Below are 19,064 nucleotides of genomic sequence, written 5' to 3'. Positions count from 1 at the left end.
TCGACGATCCAGGGGAGCAGAGTACGAGTCACCTGATACCTCATCAAGAGGGCGTACGAGGACGCCTGTTGACGTTACCGACGCCCGACTGTCAGAGACGCGGCTCCCGTACGACCGCCACCCCGCCCGGCGGAACCCGTACCGCGCCCCCGTTCACCCGTTCCCCGGTGAGGAGTTCGGTCGCCCCCTCCGCCACTGTGACCTCGGCGCCGCCGCCCGCGTGGTCGATCAGGAACAGGAAGTCCGCGTCGGCGCCCCGGCGCAGCACCGCTTCCACGCCCTCCGGAGTCGCACGCACTCCCTCGACACCCGCCTCCGCGCACATCCGCCCGAGCAGCGCACCCAGCGTCGACGGGTCCGGCCGGGTCGCCACATACCAACCGGTGCCCGCACCCACCGAGTTGCGCGTCACCGCTGGAACCCCGGCCAAGGGACCGTCGGTGTACGACAGCACCGCCTCGGTCCCCTGGCCCTCCAGCCGAAGCCGCTCCGACCAGAGGGTCCCCGTACCCGTACCGGCATTCGTACCCGTGCCGTCGCCTTCACCCAGCCCGACCGTCTCTCCCGGCAGCAGGGGGAACAGCTCGTCCGCCCGCACCCCGAGGGCCTCCCGGAACGCACCCGGGTAACCCCCCAGCCGTACATGGCAGTTGGTGTCGACGGCCCCGCTGTGGAAGCCGACGGCCAGCGTGCCGCCGCTCTCCGCGAAGCCCACGAGGTTGGACACGCCCTCGTCGTCGGCCAGGTACAGGCTGGGCACGAGTACCAGCCGGTATCCCTCCAGCTCCGCCCCGGGCCGTACGAAGTCCACGGCGACGCCCGCCCGCCACAGCGGCTCGTACCAGTCCCGTACGAGATCCTGGAAGCGGAGTTCGCTGTTCGGCTGGGAGGGGAGTTCCAGGGCCCAACGGGCGTCCCAGTCCCAGACGATGGCCACGGAAGCGGTGCCCGTGCTGCCGCGCACCTCCGCCAACGCCCGCAGATCCGCGCCCAGTTGGACGACGTCCTGCCAGATCTGGCTGTCGGTGCCGGCGTGCGGAAGCATCGCCGAGTGCCACTGCTCGGCGCCCGCCTTCGCGGCCCGCCACTGGAAGTAGGCGATGCCGTCCGCGCCGTGGGCGACATGGGCGAGGGCGTTGCGGCGCAACTCCCCCGCCGTCTTGGCCCTGTTGACCGGCTGCCAGTTCACCGCGCCCGTGGAGTGCTCCATCAGGAACCAGGGGCCGCCCGCGAGCGAGCGCATCAGGTCGCCGCTGAGCGCGATGTCGATGTGCGACTCGGGGTCGGTCGAGCGGAGGTAGTGGTCGTTGGCGACGACGTCCAGCTCCGGGGCCCAGCGCCAGTAGTCGAGGGCGTCGAAGTTGTACATCACCATGAAGTTGGTGGTGGCCGGGGTGCCCGGGGCCGCCGCCCTCAGCACGTCCCGCTCCGCCTTGTACAGCGACAGCAGCTCGTCGGAGCAGAAGCGGCGCCAGTCCAGCTGGTGGGTGGGGTTGGGGACGGCGCCGGTCGCCCGGGGCGGGATGATCTCGGCCCAGTCGTAGTACCACTGGCTCCAGAAGGTGGTGCCCCAGGCGTGGTTCAGGGCGGCCAGGTCGTCGGCGTAGCGTGCCCGCAGCCAGCGGCGGAACGATTCGGCGCTCTCGTCGCAGTAGCAGGCGGGGTTGTGGCAGCCGTACTCGTTGTGGACGTGCCACATCGCGACAGCGGGGTGGTCGGCGTACCGCTCGGCCAGGGCACCGGCGATCCGCAGGGCGGCCTCGCGGTAGGCGGGGCTGGAGGGGCAGAACGTCTGGCGGCTGCCGTAGGAGAGGGTGCGGCCGTCCTTGTCCACGGGGAGGGCCTCGGGGTGCGCGCGGAAGAACCAGGCGGGCGGGGCGGCCGTCGGGGTCGCGAGGTCGGCGGCGATGCCGTTCTCGTGCAGGAGGTCGAGGAGGCGGTCCATGCGGGCGAAGTCGTAGACGCCCTCGGCCGGTTCGAGCAGCGCCCAGGAGAAGATGCCGACACTGACCAGGTTGACCCCGGCCTCACGCATCAGGCGCATGTCCTCGGCCCACACCTCCTCGGGCCACTGCTCGGGGTTGTAGTCGCCCCCGTACGCGATACCGGGAACGGCGAGTTCGCGCTCCATCGACACAACTCCACTTCGGATTCACTTGGTTGGACGCGGGCGTCAGCCCTTGTTGGCGCGTCAGCCCTTGTTGACGCGTCAGCCCTTGTTGACGCGTCAGCCCTTGTTGGCGCCCAGGGTCAGACCGCTGACGAACTGCCGCTGCAGCGCGAAGTACACGATCAGGGTGGGGATGGCGGTCAGCAGCGCACCCGCGGCGACCAGGTTGGGGTCGGTGAAGTACTGGCCGGAGAGGTTGTTGAGGGCCGAGGTGATCGGCATGTTCTCGCCGGTGGAGATCAGCACGATCGCCCAGAAGAAGTCGTTGTAGATCCAGATGGACAGCAGGGTGGCCAGGGCCGCCATCGCGGGCCGGCACAGCGGCAGCACGATCTGCCAGTACATCCGCCACACCGACGCCCCGTCGACGAGCGCGGCCTCGGTCAGCTCGTGCGGAAGCATCCGCATGTAGTTGGCGAGCACGAAGGCGCAGAAGCCCGACTGGAACGCGATGTGGATGAGGACCAGGCCGAGCGCCGAGTCGTACAGCTTGCCCGAGGCGGTGATCCCCGGCAGGTCCACCAGCAGGTACATGCGGTACAGCGGGGTGATGATGACCTGCTGCGGGAGCAGGTTGCCGGCCGTGAACACCAGCAGCAGGGCCAGGTTGACCCGGAAGTCGAAGCGGCTGACGTAGAAGGCGACCATCGACGACAGGAACAACGTCAGCAGCACCGCCGGGACCGCGATGATCAGCGTGTTCCCGAAGTAGTGCAGCATGTCCGACTGCGTGAAGGCGTTCGTGAAGTTGGCGAAGCTCAGCTTGTCGGGCCAGGAGACATAGCCCTTGTCGCTGGTCTCGGCGTACGGGCGCAGGGCCGCGAACATCGCCCACAGCAGGGGCGCGAGCCAGGCCAGCGACATGACGACGAGGAAGACGTGCAGCAGCACGCGGGCCGGGCGGACGGGGGCGCGCCCCTTCAGGGACGCGTGCGCGGGCCCGTTCGAGGATCGCCGTGTGGCCAGGGTGGGAGCGCTCATGCCCGCCGCTCCTTCCGGAAGGTGCTGATCAGATACGGGATGATCACGACGAGCGAGATCACCAGCAGGACGACGGCGATGGCGGACCCGTAACCGATACGGCTGGACTCGCCGATGATGTTGTTGGTCACGAGGATCGACAGCAGTTCGGTGCCCTGGGCGCCGCCGTTGAAGACGTACACGAGGTCGAAGGCGCGCAGGGCCTCGATGATCGTGACGACCAGCACGATGGTGTTGGTGGGCCGCAGGGTCGGGAAGATGACGTTCTTGAACGTCTGCCACTCGTTGGCGCCGTCGAGCGAGGAAGCCTCGCGCAGCGACGGGTCGACGCCCTTCAGACCGGCCAGGTAGAGGATCATCATGTAGCCGGTGTGCCGCCAGCACGCGGCGACGAGGACGGCCCACAGGTTGAGGTCCGGGTCACCGATCCAGTCGATGTAGTGCCCGGGCTTGTTGGCCCCGATCAAACTGTTGATCAGACCCGTGTCCGGGTTGTAGACCAACTGCCACACGAACCCGGTCACCGCCAGCGACACCACGACCGGCAGGAAGAACGCCGTCTGGTAGACCCGGGTGAACCGGATGTTCTTGTCCAGTTGCACGGCCAGGAACAGGCCCAGCGGGGTCGGGATCGCGATGAGTACGACGAACCAGATGACGTTGTGCTGGACGGCCGGCCAGAACTGCGGGTTGTTGCTGAACAGCTCGCGGAAGTTGTCCAGCCCGACCCACTTGATGGAGTCGAAGCCGATGCCGTCCCAGGTGGTGAAGGCCAGCGCGATGGAGGCGAAGGCCGTCACCCACACGAGCAGGACGTGCAGGAAGGTCGGCAGACCGGCCATGAAGCCCAGGGCGACCCTGTCGCGGCGGGTCAGCAGCCGGCGGTGGCCCTGCGGTGGCTTGCGGCTCTGCGGGGACGACGGGGTGCGGGTACCGCCCGGAGGCGGCACGTCGGCCGCCCCCGGGATCACGGGAATCGATTCGGAGTTGCTCATGAGGAGGCGAAGATCGTCTTCTTCTGGCGCTCGATGGACGAGAGCAGGCTGTCGATGCCCTTGGGGTCACGGATGAACTTCTGCAGCGCGGGCTGCATCACCGTCGAGGTGAAGTCCGGGCGGCTGTCACGGTCCATGAACTGGGTGAGGTTCTTCGCGCCGGTGATCATCGCGTACGCCTTCTTCTGCAGCGGGCTGTACGAGGAGGTGTCGGCGGTGGTGGAGGCGGCGACGACGTTCGGGTCGGACTTGAGGTAGATCTGCTCGGCCTCCGGAGTGCCCAGGTACTCGAGCAGCTGGATGGAACCGGCCTTGTTCTTCGGGGACTTCGAGAGCATGAAGCCGTCGGTGGGCGCCTCGACCGTGTCCTGCCCGAAGGAGGGGTCGATCTCCGGGAAGGCGAAGAAGTCGAGGTCGTCACGATCGGTCGCGTTCGTGAACTGCTGGCCCACGAAGGTGCCCAGCAGATACATGCCGGCCTTCTTCGAGACGAGCGTCTGAGCCGCGTCCTGCCAGGTGCGACCGGTCGATCCCTCCTGGCTGTAGGGGAGGATTTCAGCCCAGTTGTCGAAGGTGGCGCGAACCTTGGCGTCGGTCCAGGATGCCTTTCCGGCCATCAGCTCGACATGGAAGTCGTAGCCGTTGGTACGGAAGTTGATCTGGTCGAAGGTGCCGAGCGCGGGCCAGGCGTCCTTGTCGCCGAAGGCGATCGGGACCAGGCCGTCCTTCTGCATCTGCTTGCACAGCGCGATGAACTGCGCCCAGGTGGTGGGCACCTCGTAGCCGTGCTCCTTGAAGACACTCTTCCGGTAGAACATCGCCCACGGGTACGTGTACAGCGGCACGAAGTAGTACTTGCCGTCCGCACCTTTGCTGAGCTGCTTCATCGGCTCGGGGAAGTTGCTCCCGATCTTCTGCCACACGTCGTCGATCGGGCTGGCCAGGCCCTTGCCCGCGAAGAACTGCATGCGGTAGCCGGCGAACCAGGTGAACACGTCGTCCGGCGTGCCCTGCAGGTAGGAGTTGATCTGCTCCTGGAACGTGTTGTGGTCCTTCGTGTTCACGTCGACCTTGATGCCGGTCTTCTTCGTGAACGCCGCGTAGATGTCGGCGAACGCCTTCTTCGGGACCGCGTCCGACGCGTTCGAGCCAAGGGTGACCGTCTTCGCGTCGGAACCCGAGTCGCTGTCGCCGCAGGCGCTCAGCAGCGGCGCGGCCGCGCCGAGCGCCGCCGCGCCGCCGATCCCGCGCAGGAGGGTGCGGCGGCTCGGCCCGGGGACGGCGAGACCGGAGGGGGTGTAGTGCATGGTGGCTCCTGTGGGACAGACCCCCCTAAACGGGGAGCAAGGTCACGACTACGCTGGGTCCATGCTGATCTAAAACGACCAGAAATCAACTTGACCGAACATCGTGGCGGCAATAAGAGCTGCTTGTCCGGTCCTGCGTCAAGGGCTGGCGTGCGCCGTGCCTGAAACGTGATGGATACCGGAATGTGAAGGTTTGCTAACAGACAGAGGGCAAACATCACCTGCGGCGAGCGCACGGGCAGGCGGCAGCGGCCCCGGGCCGCACGGCGGGGGCTGGTGAGCTTCGAGAGGGCCGTACGGGTGACAGGGCCCGGCTTTTCCTCGCCCCCGCCGCCCCTACCCGCCGGAGGGGCTGATGATCAGCCCGTCCGGCGTTTGAGGACGAGGCCCCTTCAGGGCCGAAAGGGGGGTCTGGGGGCGCAGCCCCCAGGGATGGGACGGGTAGGGGCGGCGGGGGCGAGAATCGTGGGCCCGCACCCACGCACGACCCCCAACGAGAGGCACCCCCCGTGCACGACGACGAACTCATCGCCCGGGCCAAGGCGTGGCTCGCCGAGGACCCCGACCCCGAAACCCGCGAGGAACTCGCCGAACTCATCGCCACCCACGACCTCCCCGAACTAACCCCCCGCTTTTCCGGCACCCTTCAGTTCGGCACCGCAGGCCTACGCGGCGAACTCGGCGCCGGCCCCATGCGCATGAACCGCTCCGTCGTCATCCGCGCGGCCGCCGGCCTGGCCGCGTACCTCAAGGCGAAGGGCCGGACGGACGGCCTCGTCGTCATCGGCTACGACGCCCGCCACAAGTCCGCCGACTTCGCCCGGGACACCGCCGCCGTGATGACCGGCGCCGGACTCCGGGCAGCGGTTCTCCCCCGCCCCCTCCCCACCCCCGTACTGGCGTTCGCCATAAGGCACCTCGGCGCCGTCGCGGGCGTGGAGGTCACCGCCAGCCACAACCCGCCCCGCGACAACGGCTACAAGGTGTACCTGGGCGACGGCTCCCAGATCGTCCCGCCCGCCGACGCCGAGATCGCCGCCGAGATCGACGCCGTCGAGGCCCTCGCCGACGTGCCCCGCCCCACCAGCGGCTGGGAGACCCTCGACGACACCGTGCTCGACGCCTACCTGGCCCGTACGGACGCGGTGCTCGCCCCCGACTCCCCGCGTACCGCCCGCACGGTCTACACCCCGATGCACGGCGTCGGCCGGGACACCCTGCTCGCCGCCTTCGCCCGGGCCGGTTTCCCCGCCCCCGAGCTGGTCGCCGAACAGGCCGACCCCGACCCGGATTTCCCGACCGTCGCCTTCCCCAACCCGGAAGAGCCCGGCGCGATGGACCTCGCCTTCGCGAAGGCCCGTGAAACGAACCCGGACCTGATCATCGCGAACGACCCGGACGCGGACCGCTGCGCGGTGGCCGTACCCCTGACCGACAAGGGAACGCCCACCGGCGACTGGCGCATGCTGCGCGGCGACGAGGTGGGCGCCCTGCTCGCCACCCATCTGGTCCGGCGCGGAGCACACGGCACGTTCGCCGAGTCGATCGTCTCCTCGTCCCTCCTCGGCCGGATCGCCGAGAAGGCGAACCTCCCCTACGAGGAGACCCTGACCGGCTTCAAGTGGATCGCCCGGGTCGAGGGCCTGCGCTACGGCTACGAGGAGGCCCTCGGCTACTGCGTCGACCCGGAGGGCGTACGCGACAAGGACGGCATCACGGCCGCGCTCCTCGTCACGGAACTCGCCTCCGAGCTGAAGGCGGAGGGCCGTACGCTCCTCGACCTGCTCGACGACATCGCGGTCGAACACGGGCTGCACGCCACGGACCAGCTCTCGGTGCGGGTCGAGGACCTGTCGGTCATCGCGAACGCCATGAGCCGTCTGCGCGAGCAGCCCCCGACCCACCTCGCGGGCCTGGCGATCACGAAGGCCGAGGACCTCACCAAGGGCACGGAGACGCTCCCGCCCACGGACGGCCTGCGCTACACGCTCGACGGGGCCCGGGTCATCGTCCGCCCCAGCGGTACGGAGCCGAAGCTGAAGTGCTACCTGGAGGTCGTCCTCCCGGTGCCCGCGCACACGGAGCTCGCGGCGGCCCGGGCGAAGGCGTCGGACCTGCTGGAGACGATCAAGCGGGACCTGTCCGCGGCGGCGGGCATCTGACCCGTACGTGACGTAACACGGAACGCCGATGGGGTGCCGCCGACCGGGGGCACCCCATCGGGTGATTTGCGCCCGCCGGCCGACGCACGCTCCGCCACTCCCGCCGCCCTCCGGGAAACGGTGACCGGGTACCGCACCCGTCGCCCAGTACTGGAGCCGCCTCATGTCCTCGACGGTTACCCGGCCGGCGCCCACCCCCGTGGCGACCGCGTCCACCTCGGCGACCACCGCCCCGCTCGTCCGCGACGCTCTCGCGGCCCTGCGGCGCGCGGCCCCCGCCCTCCTCGCGTACACGGCGGTCCGCGCGACGGGCCTGGTCGTCCTCACCCTCTGGGCGCACCGGGGGCACCACGGTGTCTGGCCGATCCTGGCCACCCGGTGGGACGCCGACTGGTACCTGGGCATCGCCGACCACGGTTACCCGCGCACCCTGGGCTCGGTCCAGGACTCGGGCAGCCTGGCCTTCTTCCCGCTCTACCCGGCCCTCGTCAAGGCGCTGGCCGTCCTCACGCCGGGCACCCGGGCCAGTACGGGGCTGGCTCTCGCCGTCGTCGCGTCGCTCGTCGCCGCCTGGGGTGTCTTCGCGGTCGGGGAACGCCTGTACGACCGCCGGACGGGTGTCGTCCTGGCCGCGCTGTGGGCCGCGTTCCCGGTGGGCGCGGTCCAGTGGATGGGCTACACGGAGTCCCTGTTCACCGCGCTGGCGGCCTGGTCGCTGTACGCCGTGCTCACGGGCCGATGGCTGTGGGCGGCCTCGCTCGCCGTCCTCGCCGGACTGACCCGCCCCACCGGTGTCGCCGTGGCCGCCGCGGTGTCGCTCACCGCGCTCCTCGCCCTCCGCCGCCACCGCTCGGCCCGCGTCCTGGCGGCTGCCCTCCTGGCCCCGCTCGGGTGGCTCGGATACGTCGGCTGGGTGGGCCTGCGCCTGGGCCGCTGGGACGGCTACTTCGCCGTACAGCGCCTCTGGCGCCAGGACATGGACGGGGGCGCGCTGACCCTGCGCAGGATGCGGGAACTGCTGATGTACGACTCGACGCCCGAACTGTTCCTGGTGATGGTGACCGGGGTTCTGCTGGGCGCGGCCGGCCTCTTCGTCCTGTCGGTCTGGGACCGCCAGCCTCTCCCGCTGCTGGTCTTCACGGGCGTCCTGCTGGCGATCGTCCTGGGCAGCGGCGGGGTCTACTACCCCCGCGCCCGCTTCCTCGTCCCGGCGTTCCCCCTGCTGCTGCCCGTGGCGGTCCATCTGGCCCGCGCGTCCCGCCGCTTCCGCGCGATCGCGCTCGCGACGGCGGTGGCAGTGTCGGCGTACGGCGGCGCGTACATGCTGCTGGTCTGGCCGAGCGCGCCCTGAGTCTGTCGTCAGGCCTACGTTCACCGGCTCGGCTCAGCGTGCCGCCACCAGCGCCACCACCCACACCACGGCCAGCACCGCCGCCGACGGCCACATCGGCCGCCCGCGTTCCGCCGGGCCGCTCTCGGCGGTCGGGCGCAGGTCGGCGTCGAGGCGCATGGCGGTCAGTTCGGCGGCCAGGGCGTCGTACGGATGGACGAGCCCCCGGCGGCGCTGGAGCCAGGCCCAGCGGGGTGCGGAGACCGTCCAGTCGCCGCCCTGCCAGTCGATCTTCAGCTCGAGGGACCGGCGCCGTACGAAACGGAGGTCGTCCCAGGGCACGTGCCGGGGGCCGCGCAGCCCGGTGACCCAGAGGCCGGAGCGGTCGGCGGTGACGCGCCAGGCGAGCTTCATGGGGACGCGGACCGCCCCGTACAGCCCGAGCAGGGGGATGAACGCCAGCGTCCACGACGAGAAGCCGGGCTCGTCGAACCAGCCCCAGACCAGCCACAGGCCCCACTGCACGAGAAAAGCGGTGGCCAGCCAGTCCAGCCACCCCGCCCGCCATTGCCGCACCTGGCCGCCGGCCGTCTGCAGCTCGGCCAGCTCCCGCCCCTGCAACTCCAGTTGGAGACTGTCCGCGGCCTGCTCGCGCTGCTTGGCGACCCGTCGGCGCCCCGCGCCCGGCGACAACGGCCGGACCGGCCCCGCCGACCACTCCGTCAGCGGCGGCTGCTCGGGATCCTCGTCGGCGCTGACGAGGAGAACCTCGGCACCGTCGAAGGGAGCCCCGTAGAGAACGGCTTCCCGGACCGGCCCGAGGGTGTCGTCGTCGAGCCCGAGCGCCATCCGCCGAAGCTCGTCGTCACCGTCACCGTCACCGTCATAGCCACCGTCGCTGTCCTCCTCGCCCTCCTCCTCGTCCTCCTCCTCATCGTCCTCGTCGAAGGAGGTGAGTTCGACGGTGAACAGGGGGCGCTCGGCGGCGGGATCGTCGGCGGCGTACACCTCCGTACTGCCCTGGGCGTCGTCCCGTACGAGCACGCGCAGTACGGGCACGGGAGCCGTGCGCAGGGCGCCCGCCCGCTGTCGGCCGAGCCGGGCCGAGGCCAGCGCGGTCACGCCGAGGCCGGCCAGGAAGACGGTGACGACCCAGGCGCCCTCCTGGTCCTGGACCGCGCCCCAGAAACCGGCGGTGCTCCCGGTCAGCAGGCCGAGCCCGAGCACGGCGAACCCCAGGACGAACAGCCAGTGCCCACGTCGTACGGGAGCCTCGGCGCCCGGCACCGGTACGGCGACGCCCCCGGCGGCCTCCAGGGCCCGTTCGAGCTGCTCACCGCGCGCCCGCAGGCGTACGGCCACGACGGCCCAGGAGCCGAGCACGACCACGACTCCAAAGCCGGTCAGCGCCCATGACTTCGAGGAGGCCTCGGCGGCGAGGGCGAGCAGCAGGAGGGGTGCGCCGACCCATACGAGTTCGGGCCGGGCGAGCACCCACAGCACGTACACGGCGAAGCCGGCCGCGACGAACGGCCACAGTCCGCCCGCCATCGCGACGAGGGCGCCGACGCACAGCACCAGGGTGGCGAGACCGGCGGCGAAGGAACGGCGTACCCGCAGAAAGGTCCAGCGCGGCGGGAGCGCGGCCGACCAGTCGGCGGCGCGGGACGTGGTCCAGTCCTGACAGCCGTCGGGTATGGAGGCGGAGGGCAGCCGCAACGGCCCGTCGGGGAAGGTCACCCGGGTCAGCCGACCGTGAGCAGAATCGCCAGCAGAACCGCACCCGCGGCGGCGGGCGCCATGATCTCGTACGACCATTTGACGGTGACCTCGCCCTGTGAGGTGGCCGCCTTCTCGCGGGCCTCCCACAGCTGGCCCAGGTCGTCCATGATCTGGTCGTTCTGGGCGCGGGTCGGACCGGGCGGGATCAGGGGCATCCGTCCCCCGCCGCCGGCGGCCTCGCGGGCCTCGCGCATCTTGGCCCGGTTGGCGCGCTTGCGGGCACGCAGCGAGACGGGGACGGCCCAGAGCTGGTACTTGGCTCCGGACGCGACGACGACCTCGTTCGAGAAGCCCGACCGGAACCCTTCGACGGCTCCCCAGGGCGCCACGACGACCCGGAAGGGGTTGCGTACGCGCAACCGGTGGTCGTTGGCGAACACGGCGGGCCGGAGGGTGAAGGCGATGACCAGGGGTACGGCGAGGAGGAGCGTGGCGAGTGCAAGCCAGGGCGTCCGCCCGTGACCGGCGATCAGCGCGTCACCCCCGAGCCAGCCCGCGAGCCCGAGCAGCAGCACGCCGGCCACCAGGGACGAGGGTGACCGGAATACCCGGTCGGGAGACTGCGAGGGCGACGGATGGTCCGGGGTCGTCATGCCCCCGATTCTGCACCGATGCCCCCGGCGGCTCGAGGGCGGGGCCGATGCGGTCCAGGTCGTGTTTTCCCGCCCACCCACCCGTTTACTGCATGCGACCAGCACAGCAACAGCCCGTCCGGCGTTTGAGGACGAGGCCGCTCAGGCCGAAGGGGGGTCCAGGGGGCGCAGCCCCTTGGCGGGGTCGAAGGGGCGGAGCCCCTGGGGATGGGACGGGTAGGGGCGGCGGGGGCGAGTCAAACCCGCTCCCAGGGATTTCCCAGGGCTGTACAGCCGCTACGCGCGTAGATATGCTCGGCTTGTGACCATGCCCACCACTGCAGCCCCCGCATCCCCGCTCAAGGACGTGACCACGTCCGACAGCACACTGCGCCGCTTCCTCCACGGGCTCCCCGGCGTCGACGCAGTCGGCCTCGAGGCCCGCGCCGCCTCCCTCGGCACACGTTCCATCAAGACCACCGCGAAGGCGTACGCCATCGACCTCGCCATCTCCATGGTCGACCTGACGACGCTGGAAGGCGCGGACACCCCCGGCAAGGTCCGGTCGCTCGGCGCCAAGGCGGTCCGGCCCGACCCGACCGACCGCACCGCGCCCGCCACGGCCGCGGTCTGCGTCTACCCCGACATGGTGGCCGTCGCGAAGGAGGCCGTCGCCGGCACCACCGTGAAGGTCGCCTCCGTCGCCACCGCCTTCCCGGCCGGCCGCGCCGCCCTCGGCGTGAAGCTGGCGGACGTACGTGACGCGGTCGCCGCCGGCGCGGACGAGATCGACATGGTCATCGACCGCGGCGCGTTCCTCGCGGGCGACTATCTGAAGGTGTACGAGGAGATCGCCGCCGTGAAGGAGGCCTGCGGGGCGTCCGCCCGGCTCAAGGTCATCTTCGAGACGGGCGAGCTGTCGACCTACGACAACATCCGCCGCGCGAGCTGGCTCGGCATGATCGCCGGGGCCGACTTCATCAAGACGTCGACCGGCAAGGTCGCCGTCAACGCGACGCCCGCGAACACCCTCCTGATGCTGGAGGCCGTACGCGACTTCCGCGCGCAGACCGGCGTCCAGGTGGGCGTGAAGCCGGCCGGCGGGATCCGCACCACCAAGGACGCCGTGAAGTTCCTGGTCCTGGTCAACGAGACCGCGGGCGAGGACTGGCTCGACAACCACTGGTTCCGCTTCGGCGCCTCCTCGCTCCTGAACGACCTGCTGATGCAGCGTCAGAAGCTGGCCACCGGCCGCTACTCCGGCCCCGACTACGTGACGGTGGACTGATCACCATGGCACCCCTTTTCGAGTACGCCCCGGCCCCCGAGTCCCGCTCGGTCGTCGACATCGCCCCCTCCTACGGCCTGTTCATCGACGGCGAGTTCACCGAGGCCGCCGACGGCAGGGTCTTCAAGACCGTGTCCCCCTCCACCGAGGAGGTCCTCGCCGAGATCGCCCAGGCGGGCGAGGCGGACGTCGACCGTGCGGTGAAGGCGGCCCGCACGGCCTTCGAGAAGTGGTCGGCGCTCCCGGGCTCCGAGCGCGCCAAGTACCTCTTCCGCATCGCCCGGATCATCCAGGAGCGCAGCCGCGAGCTGGCGGTCCTGGAGACCCTGGACAACGGCAAGCCGATCAAGGAGACGCGCGACACGGACGTCCCCCTGGTCGCCGCGCACTTCTTCTACTACGCGGGCTGGGCCGACAAGCTCGACCACGCCGGCTTCGGCGCGAACCCCCGCCCCCTCGGTGTCGCCGGCCAGGTCATCCCCTGGAACTTCCCCCTCCTGATGCTGGCGTGGAAGATCGCCCCGGCCCTCGCGACCGGCAACACGGTCGTACTGAAGCCCGCCGAGACGACCCCCCTCTCCGCTCTGTTCTTCGCGGACATCTGCCGCCAGGCGGGCCTGCCCAGGGGCGTCGTCAACATCCTTCCCGGCTACGGCGACACGGGCGCGGCGCTGGTCGCGCACCCGGACGTCAACAAGGTCGCGTTCACCGGGTCGACGGCCGTCGGCAAGCAGATCGCGCGCACGGTCGCCGGGACCCGCAAGAAGGTCACCCTGGAACTGGGCGGCAAGGGCGCCAACATCGTCTTCGACGACGCGCCGATCGACCAGGCCGTCGAGGGCATCGTCAGCGGCATCTTCTTCAACCAGGGCCAGGTCTGCTGCGCGGGCTCCCGGCTCCTCGTCCAGGAGTCGATCCAGGACGAGCTGCTCGACTCGCTCAAGCGCCGGCTGTCCACGCTGCGCCTCGGCGACCCGCTGGACAAGAACACGGACATCGGCGCGATCAACTCCGCCGAGCAGCTCTCCCGGATCACCACGCTGGTCGAGGCGGGCGAGGCGGAGGGTGCCGAGCGCTGGTCGCCGGCCTGCGAACTCCCGTCCGCCGGTTACTGGTTCGCCCCGACGCTGTTCACGAACGTCACCCAGGCGCACACCATCGCCCGGGACGAGATCTTCGGCCCGGTGCTCTCGGTCCTCACCTTCCGCACCCCGGACGAGGCCGTCGCCAAGGCCAACAACACCCAGTACGGACTGTCGGCGGGCATCTGGACGGAGAAGGGCTCGCGGATCCTCGCCGTGGCCAACAAGCTCCGGGCCGGTGTCGTCTGGTCCAACACGTTCAACAAGTTCGACCCCACCTCGCCGTTCGGCGGCTACAAGGAGTCGGGCTTCGGCCGCGAGGGCGGTCGCCACGGCCTGGAGGCGTACCTCGATGTCTGACCGCCTGTCTGTTTTCAAGACCTACAAGCTGTACGTCGGCGGGAAGTTCCCGCGTTCCGAGAGCGGCCGGGTGTACGAGGTGACCGACGCAAAGGGCAAGTGGCTGGCGAACGCGCCGCTCTCCTCCCGCAAGGACGCCCGTGACGCGGTCGTCGCCGCCCGTAAGGCGTTCGGCGGCTGGTCCGGCGCGACGGCGTACAACCGGGGCCAGATCCTCTACCGCGTCGCCGAGATGCTGGAGGGCCGCAAGGGCCAGTTCGTCCACGAGGTCGGCGACGCCGAGGGTCTGTCGAAGTCGAAGGCCGCCGCCCTGGTGGAGGCGACCATCGACCGCTGGGTCTGGTACGCCGGCTGGACCGACAAGATCGCCCAGGTGGTCGGCGGCGGAAACCCGGTGGCAGGCCCGTACTTCAACCTCTCCTCCCCCGAACCGACGGGCGTGGTGACGGTCCTGGCCCCGCAGGAGTCGAGCTTCCTGGGCCTGGTCTCGGTACTGGCCCCGGTGATCGCGACCGGCAACACGGCGATTGTGATCGCGAGCGAGAGGTCCCCCCTCCCGGCGCTGTCACTCGGCGAGGTGCTGGCCACCTCCGACGTCCCCGGCGGTGTCGTCAACGTCCTCTCCGGCCGTACGGCGGAGATCGCGGCACCCCTGGCGGCCCACCAGGACGTCAACGCGATCGACCTGGCCGGCGCGGACGACGTGCTGGCGAAGGAGCTGGAGATCGCCGCGGCGGACAACCTCAAGCGCGTCCTGCGTCCACAGCCTGTGGACGACTGGACGACCACTCCGGGCCTGGACCGCATGACGGCGTTCCTGGAGACGAAGACGGTCTGGCACCCGACCGGCTCCCTGGGCGCGTCGGGGTCCGCGTACTGACCGACACCGAATAAACCGAACAAATCACATAAAAAGCCGAGGGCCGCGTCTCCCACCGTCCGGGGAGACGCGGCCCTCCAGGTTTGTCGTAACACCGACCGCCCGCTTCAGACCCCTTCGAGGATCATCGCGTTGGCGAGGCCGCCCGCCTCGCACATCGTCTGCAGCGCGTAGCGCGCACCCCGCTCCCGCATCGCGTGCACCAGGGTCGTCGTCAGGCGGGTTCCGCTCGCGCCGAGCGGGTGGCCGAGGGCTATCGCGCCGCCGTGGACGTTGACCTTGGCGAGGTCGGCACCCGTCTCCTGCTGCCAGGACAGGACGACGCTGGAGAAGGCCTCGTTGACCTCGAAGAGGTCGATGTCGCCGAGGGACAGGCCCGACTTGCGGAGCACCTTCTCGGTGGCCGGGATGACGCCGGTGAGCATCAGCAGCGGGTCGGATCCGGTGACGGCGAAACTGTGCAGCCGGGCGATCGGGCGCAGCCCGAGGCGGGCGGCGGTCTCGCTGGAGGTGATCAGCACGGCCGAGGCACCGTCGTTGACCGGGCTGGAGTTGCCGGCGGTGACGCTCCAGTCGATCTGGGGGAAGCGCTCGGCGAAGTTCGGGTCGTAGAAGGCGGGCTTGAGGCCGGCGAGGGTCTCGGTCGTGCTGCCGGGCCGTACGGACTCGTCGCGCAAGACCCCGTCCAGGGGCGCGACCTCCGCGTCGAAGAGGCCCTTCTCCCAGGCCTCGGCCGCCTTGCGGTGCGAGGAGGCCGCGAAGGCGTCCATCTGCTCGCGGGTGATCGACCACTTGGCGGCGATGAGTTCGGCGCTGACGCCCTGCGGGACGAGACCCTCGGGGTAGCGCTCGGCGATGCCGGGGCCGAAGGGGTCCTTGCCGGCCGGCACGTTCGACCACATCGGCACGCGGCTCATCGACTCGACCCCGCAGGCCACGACGATGTCGTACGCGCCGGAGATGACGCCCTGCGCGGCGAAGTGCACGGCCTGCTGGGAGGAACCGCACTGCCGGTCGACGGTGGTCGCGGGGACCGACTCCGGGAAGCCCGCCGACAGGGCGGCGTAGCGCGTGATGTTCATGGCCTGTTCGCCGACCTGGTCGACTGTGCCGCCGATGACGTCGTCGATCAGCGCCGGGTCGACACCGGAGCGCTCGACGAGGGTGCGCAGGGTGTGGGCGAGGAGTTCGACGGGGTGGACGTGCGCGAGGGCGCCGTTCGGCTTGCCCTTGCCTATCGGGGTGCGTACGGCTTCGACGATGACGGCGTCACGCATGCTGCGGCCCTCCACGGGTGCACGGCTGTACGGATTTACAGATGCACGGCTACTAGTGAGTAGGAAATCCAAACTCATCATAGGCTGGTGAGTTGGAAAATCCAACTCACCCCTAGACTGGACGGCATGGCCGCCTCCCCCTCCCCCAAAGACCCGCGCCCCTGCTCCATCGCCGACACCCTGGCGCTCGTCGGCGAGAAGTACTCCCTGCTCGTCGTGCGGGAGGTGTGCCTCGGCAACGGCCGCTTCGACCAGCTGGTGCGCAACATCGGCGCCCCGCGCGACGTCCTGACCACCCGCCTGCGCCGCCTGGTGGACGCCGGGATCCTGGTCAAGCGCGTCTACAGCGAGCGACCGCAGCGCTTCGAGTACCGCCCCACGCAGGCGGGGCTCGACCTGGAGCCGATCCTGATGACGCTCATGGCGTGGGGCGACCGCCATCTCCGGAAGGAGGACGATCGCCCCATGGTGGTCGAGCACAACTGCGGCCACGAGATGGTCGCGGTGGTCACCTGCGCGGCCTGCGGCGACAAGGTTCGCCACGAGGACCTGACGGCCCATCCGCAGTCCGCGGGGTGGACGGTGGCGGGACCGACGGCGGCCTGAGAGGCTCCCGCATCAGGCCGGGACCACCCCGCTCACGGTCCGCCCACGACCCGCCAACGGGCCGCGCGGCACAGCGCGTTCAGCCGCCCAGCAGCCCCGTCGCCTCCCCCAGCAACGGGATGCTGCCGATGGACTGCGCCTGGGCCACCGGGCCGGTCAGGGCCTGGGAGGTCAGGGGCTGGAAGTCGGCGAGCTGCGTACCCACGCCGTTGTCGAGCGGGTCGACTCCCGTACCCGCCAGCGGATTCGGCTTGATTCCCTGGACCGCTCCCGTGACGTAGCCGACCGAGCCGGTGAGTGCCGCCAGGCCGCTCTGCGGGTCGATCTGCCCCAGCGAGGCACTGGGGTTCATGCGGATGGCGTCCACCGCGGGTCCGACCTCGGCGGCGGAGGCCGTCGCGGCGCCCGCCCCCAGGGCCGCGCCGGTGGCCGCGAGGGCGATCAGGGCGCGCTGCGCGGTCTGGTGCTGGGGGGACGTTCGTCGTGCCATGACTGGTGACCGCCTTCTGCTGCACTGGGTAATCGGAACGGCACAAAGAGTAGTTGAGGTGTGACGCACCTTCCAAAGCCGACCCTCGGGGTCGGCAGAGGGCCGCCCGATGCCTCACACTGGTGACTCGTGACCTCCCACCCGCCCATACCCGCCCGTGTCGTGCTGCTCTGCGGCCCTTCCGGCTCCGGCAAGTCCCTCCTCGCCGCCCGTTCCGGTCTCCCGGTCCTGCGGCTCGACGACTTCTACAAGGAGGGCGGCGACCCGACGCTGCCGCAGGTCCTGGGAAGCACCGACATCGACTGGGACCACCCACGGTCCTGGGACGCGGACGCGGCAGTCACCGCGATCACGGAGCTGTGCCGCACGGGTCGTACGAACGTTCCGGTGTACGACATCTCGCTGAGCGCCCGCACGGGCGTGGAGGGCGTCGAGATCGGCCGGACCCCGCTGTTCATCGCGGAGGGCATCTTCGCCGCCGAGATCGTCGCGCGCTGCCAGGAGGAGGGCGTCCTCGCGGACGCGCTCTGCCTGAGCCGGGGCCCGGTCAAGACGTTCCGCCGGCGGTTCCTGCGGGATCTGCGCGAGGGCCGCAAGTCGGTGCCGTTCCTGCTGCGGCGCGGCTGGCGGCTGATGCGCGCCGAGCGTTCCATCGTGGCCCGCCAGACGGCCCTGGGCGCGTACGCGTGCGACCGGGACGAGGCGATGGGCAGACTTGCGGACGCGGCGGCGGGCACGAACACACACGTACGCGGCACGTACGTCCGCAACACGTAGGCGACACACAAAAGCGGGACTGGACGGACCCCCCGGCCCTCCAGTCCCGCTTCTTTGTGCTTCCCCCGTGCGGTGCTTCCCCCGTGCGGTGATCCACCGCGGCCCCCCAGCCGCGGTGGTTCCCCCTTGGTGGTGCTCCCCCGTGCTCCCCCGTTCACCGCTCCCCCGAGCGGTGCTCCCCCCGGACCCTCAGGCGACAAGCTCCCCGAAGGACTCCTCCTCGTCACGACCGAAGCTGAGGACCTCGTCCTCGCGCATCCGGCGCAGCGACCGCCAGATGCTCGACTTCACCGTGCCGACACTGATGTCGAGGATCTCCGCGATCTCCGGGTCGGTGCGGCCCTCGTAGTAACGAAGGACCAGCATCGTCCGCTGGAGTTCGGGCAGCCGCGCGAGCGCCTGCCACAGGACCGCGCGCAGCTCCGTGCCGCGCATCGCGTCCGTGTCGCCGGCCGTCTCCGGCAGCTCCTCGGTCGGGTACTCGTTCAGCTTGCGGCGACGCCACGCGCTGATGTGCAGGTTGGTCATCGTGCGGCGGAGGTAGCCCCCGACCGCCGCCTTGTCGCTGATCCGCTCCCAGGCGCGGTACGTCGAGAACAGCGCGCTCTGGAGCAGGTCCTCCGCCTCGAAGCGGTCACCGGTGAGGTGGTAGGCGGTCGCGTACAGGGAGGCCCGACGCTCCTGGACGTAGGCGGTGAACTCCGCCTCCGACAGCGAACGACGCTCTCCCGTTGTCTCCCTGTACGCCGCCCCCGTGCGCCCCGTTTCCCCCGTGGCGCCGCTTCCGTTACCCCCCGTGCGTGCGTCAACCACCGACATGTACGTGGTGTGCTGACGCCCGGTGCCGCGAACGCACCCCCGCCCGTTTACGGCACCGGACTTCTCGGTGGTCCGGGTGACGTCGTGCAGGCGCGTGATCACTGCGTTCGCGCTCGTGCTGTGCAGCGTGCTCATCTCGCGCCCCCCGTCGTGGACTTCCCGGTCTTCGGCTTGGTTCGTGGTGCT

General features: G+C 70.4%; 16 protein-coding genes. 7 read left to right on the top strand and 9 right to left on the bottom strand.

What is annotated here, in order from left to right:
- Window positions 1–91: 91 nt before the first annotated feature.
- The 4 genes from ABZ855_RS10550 to ABZ855_RS10535 all read right to left on the bottom strand — a co-directional run bounded on the left by ABZ855_RS10550 (window position 92) and on the right by ABZ855_RS10535 (window position 5,453).
- Window positions 92–2,131 (bottom strand): beta-galactosidase, encoded by a 2,040-nt coding sequence (locus ABZ855_RS10550; protein ID WP_360804108.1) that lies wholly within the window; start codon window positions 2,129–2,131, stop codon window positions 92–94.
- Window positions 2,132–2,227: 96 nt separating this feature from the next.
- Window positions 2,228–3,151 (bottom strand): carbohydrate ABC transporter permease, encoded by a 924-nt coding sequence (locus ABZ855_RS10545; protein WP_360804105.1) that lies wholly within the window; start codon window positions 3,149–3,151, stop codon window positions 2,228–2,230.
- Window positions 3,148–4,146 (bottom strand): sugar ABC transporter permease, encoded by a 999-nt coding sequence (locus tag ABZ855_RS10540; RefSeq protein WP_360804101.1) that lies wholly within the window; start codon window positions 4,144–4,146, stop codon window positions 3,148–3,150. The genes ABZ855_RS10545 and ABZ855_RS10540 overlap by 4 nt, the downstream gene beginning before the upstream one ends.
- On the bottom strand, window positions 4,143–5,453 hold the full coding sequence (locus ABZ855_RS10535; protein ID WP_360804098.1) for an ABC transporter substrate-binding protein: 1,311 nt from the start codon (window positions 5,451–5,453) through the stop codon (window positions 4,143–4,145). Before ABZ855_RS10535 ends, ABZ855_RS10540 begins: the two co-directional genes overlap by 4 nt.
- A gap of 509 nt (window positions 5,454–5,962) precedes the next feature.
- On the opposite strand from ABZ855_RS10535, the gene ABZ855_RS10530 reads away from it, so the two are divergent.
- Both ABZ855_RS10530 and ABZ855_RS10525 read left to right on the top strand, forming a co-directional pair.
- Entirely contained in the window at window positions 5,963–7,615 is a 1,653-nt protein-coding gene (locus ABZ855_RS10530) for a phospho-sugar mutase (RefSeq protein WP_360804095.1), read from the top strand.
- A gap of 163 nt (window positions 7,616–7,778) precedes the next feature.
- Window positions 7,779–8,966, top strand: a complete 1,188-nt coding sequence (locus tag ABZ855_RS10525) for a hypothetical protein (protein ID WP_360804092.1) — start codon at window positions 7,779–7,781, stop codon at window positions 8,964–8,966.
- Window positions 8,967–8,999: 33 nt separating this feature from the next.
- Here the strand turns inward: ABZ855_RS10525 and ABZ855_RS10520 are convergent, their stop codons facing one another.
- On the bottom strand, window positions 9,000–10,685 hold the full coding sequence (locus tag ABZ855_RS10520; protein ID WP_360804089.1) for a hypothetical protein: 1,686 nt from the start codon (window positions 10,683–10,685) through the stop codon (window positions 9,000–9,002).
- A 5-nt stretch (window positions 10,686–10,690) separates the two neighbouring features.
- Complete coding sequence (locus ABZ855_RS10515) at window positions 10,691–11,320, bottom strand: PH domain-containing protein (protein ID WP_360804086.1); 630 nt, start codon at window positions 11,318–11,320, stop codon at window positions 10,691–10,693.
- Between the two features lie 307 nt (window positions 11,321–11,627).
- Here ABZ855_RS10515 and deoC point away from each other — a divergent pair, with 307 nt between their 5' ends.
- From deoC to ABZ855_RS10500, 3 genes are read left to right on the top strand one after another with little or no spacing between them, the layout of a single operon-like run.
- A complete protein-coding gene (gene deoC, locus ABZ855_RS10510) occupies window positions 11,628–12,587 on the top strand; it encodes a deoxyribose-phosphate aldolase (protein WP_360804083.1) in 960 nt (319 codons plus the stop codon).
- 5 nt (window positions 12,588–12,592) lie between these two features.
- Window positions 12,593–14,029, top strand: coding sequence for an aldehyde dehydrogenase family protein (locus tag ABZ855_RS10505; protein WP_360804080.1), 1,437 nt, complete (start codon window positions 12,593–12,595; stop codon window positions 14,027–14,029).
- Window positions 14,022–14,909 (top strand): aldehyde dehydrogenase family protein, encoded by an 888-nt coding sequence (locus ABZ855_RS10500; RefSeq protein WP_360804077.1) that lies wholly within the window; start codon window positions 14,022–14,024, stop codon window positions 14,907–14,909. The genes ABZ855_RS10505 and ABZ855_RS10500 overlap by 8 nt, the downstream gene beginning before the upstream one ends.
- Before the next feature lie 107 nt (window positions 14,910–15,016).
- Here ABZ855_RS10500 and ABZ855_RS10495 read toward each other — a convergent pair whose 3' ends face one another.
- Window positions 15,017–16,186, bottom strand: coding sequence for a thiolase family protein (locus tag ABZ855_RS10495; RefSeq protein ID WP_360804074.1), 1,170 nt, complete (start codon window positions 16,184–16,186; stop codon window positions 15,017–15,019).
- Window positions 16,187–16,312: 126 nt separating this feature from the next.
- On the opposite strand from ABZ855_RS10495, the gene ABZ855_RS10490 reads away from it, so the two are divergent.
- Window positions 16,313–16,792, top strand: coding sequence for a helix-turn-helix domain-containing protein (locus tag ABZ855_RS10490; RefSeq protein WP_360804071.1), 480 nt, complete (start codon window positions 16,313–16,315; stop codon window positions 16,790–16,792).
- Between the two features lie 79 nt (window positions 16,793–16,871).
- Here the strand turns inward: ABZ855_RS10490 and ABZ855_RS10485 are convergent, their stop codons facing one another.
- Window positions 16,872–17,282, bottom strand: coding sequence for a hypothetical protein (locus ABZ855_RS10485; protein WP_360804068.1), 411 nt, complete (start codon window positions 17,280–17,282; stop codon window positions 16,872–16,874).
- 129 nt (window positions 17,283–17,411) lie between these two features.
- On the opposite strand from ABZ855_RS10485, the gene ABZ855_RS10480 reads away from it, so the two are divergent.
- The gene (locus ABZ855_RS10480) at window positions 17,412–18,059 is read left to right on the top strand and encodes a uridine kinase (protein WP_360804065.1); all 648 of its coding nucleotides are present in this window, start codon (window positions 17,412–17,414) and stop codon (window positions 18,057–18,059) included.
- Window positions 18,060–18,248: 189 nt separating this feature from the next.
- Here the strand turns inward: ABZ855_RS10480 and ABZ855_RS10475 are convergent, their stop codons facing one another.
- Window positions 18,249–19,013 carry a SigE family RNA polymerase sigma factor gene (locus ABZ855_RS10475; RefSeq protein ID WP_360804062.1) on the bottom strand — a complete coding sequence of 255 codons (765 nt, stop codon included), beginning with the start codon at window positions 19,011–19,013 and terminating at the stop codon, window positions 18,249–18,251.
- Between the last annotated feature and the right edge of the window lie 51 nt (window positions 19,014–19,064).

It is taken from the genome of Streptomyces sp. NPDC047042, assembly GCF_040644035.1.
Classification (GTDB): Bacteria; Actinomycetota; Actinomycetes; order Streptomycetales; family Streptomycetaceae; genus Streptomyces.
The sequence above is the reverse complement of the archived record's forward strand: the minus strand, read 5'-3'. Positions and strand labels throughout refer to the sequence as shown.

Excerpts from the sequence above, each read along its gene's own strand:
- ABZ855_RS10495 (WP_360804074.1), bottom strand. The coding sequence starts at position 16,186 with ATGCGTGACGCCGTCATCGTCGAAGCCGTACGCACCCCGATAGGCAAG.
- ABZ855_RS10500 (WP_360804077.1), top strand. The coding sequence starts at position 14,022 with ATGTCTGACCGCCTGTCTGTTTTCAAGACCTACAAGCTGTACGTCGGC.
- ABZ855_RS10540 (WP_360804101.1), bottom strand. The coding sequence starts at position 4,146 with ATGAGCAACTCCGAATCGATTCCCGTGATCCCGGGGGCGGCCGACGTG.
- deoC (WP_360804083.1), top strand. The coding sequence starts at position 11,628 with ATGCCCACCACTGCAGCCCCCGCATCCCCGCTCAAGGACGTGACCACG.
- ABZ855_RS10490 (WP_360804071.1), top strand. The coding sequence starts at position 16,313 with ATGGCCGCCTCCCCCTCCCCCAAAGACCCGCGCCCCTGCTCCATCGCC.
- ABZ855_RS10505 (WP_360804080.1), top strand. The coding sequence starts at position 12,593 with ATGGCACCCCTTTTCGAGTACGCCCCGGCCCCCGAGTCCCGCTCGGTC.
- ABZ855_RS10535 (WP_360804098.1), bottom strand. The coding sequence starts at position 5,453 with ATGCACTACACCCCCTCCGGTCTCGCCGTCCCCGGGCCGAGCCGCCGC.
- ABZ855_RS10550 (WP_360804108.1), bottom strand. The coding sequence starts at position 2,131 with ATGGAGCGCGAACTCGCCGTTCCCGGTATCGCGTACGGGGGCGACTAC.
- ABZ855_RS10485 (WP_360804068.1), bottom strand. The coding sequence starts at position 17,282 with ATGGCACGACGAACGTCCCCCCAGCACCAGACCGCGCAGCGCGCCCTG.
- ABZ855_RS10475 (WP_360804062.1), bottom strand. The coding sequence starts at position 19,013 with ATGAGCACGCTGCACAGCACGAGCGCGAACGCAGTGATCACGCGCCTG.
- ABZ855_RS10515 (WP_360804086.1), bottom strand. The coding sequence starts at position 11,320 with ATGACGACCCCGGACCATCCGTCGCCCTCGCAGTCTCCCGACCGGGTA.
- ABZ855_RS10525 (WP_360804092.1), top strand. The coding sequence starts at position 7,779 with ATGTCCTCGACGGTTACCCGGCCGGCGCCCACCCCCGTGGCGACCGCG.
- ABZ855_RS10545 (WP_360804105.1), bottom strand. The coding sequence starts at position 3,151 with ATGAGCGCTCCCACCCTGGCCACACGGCGATCCTCGAACGGGCCCGCG.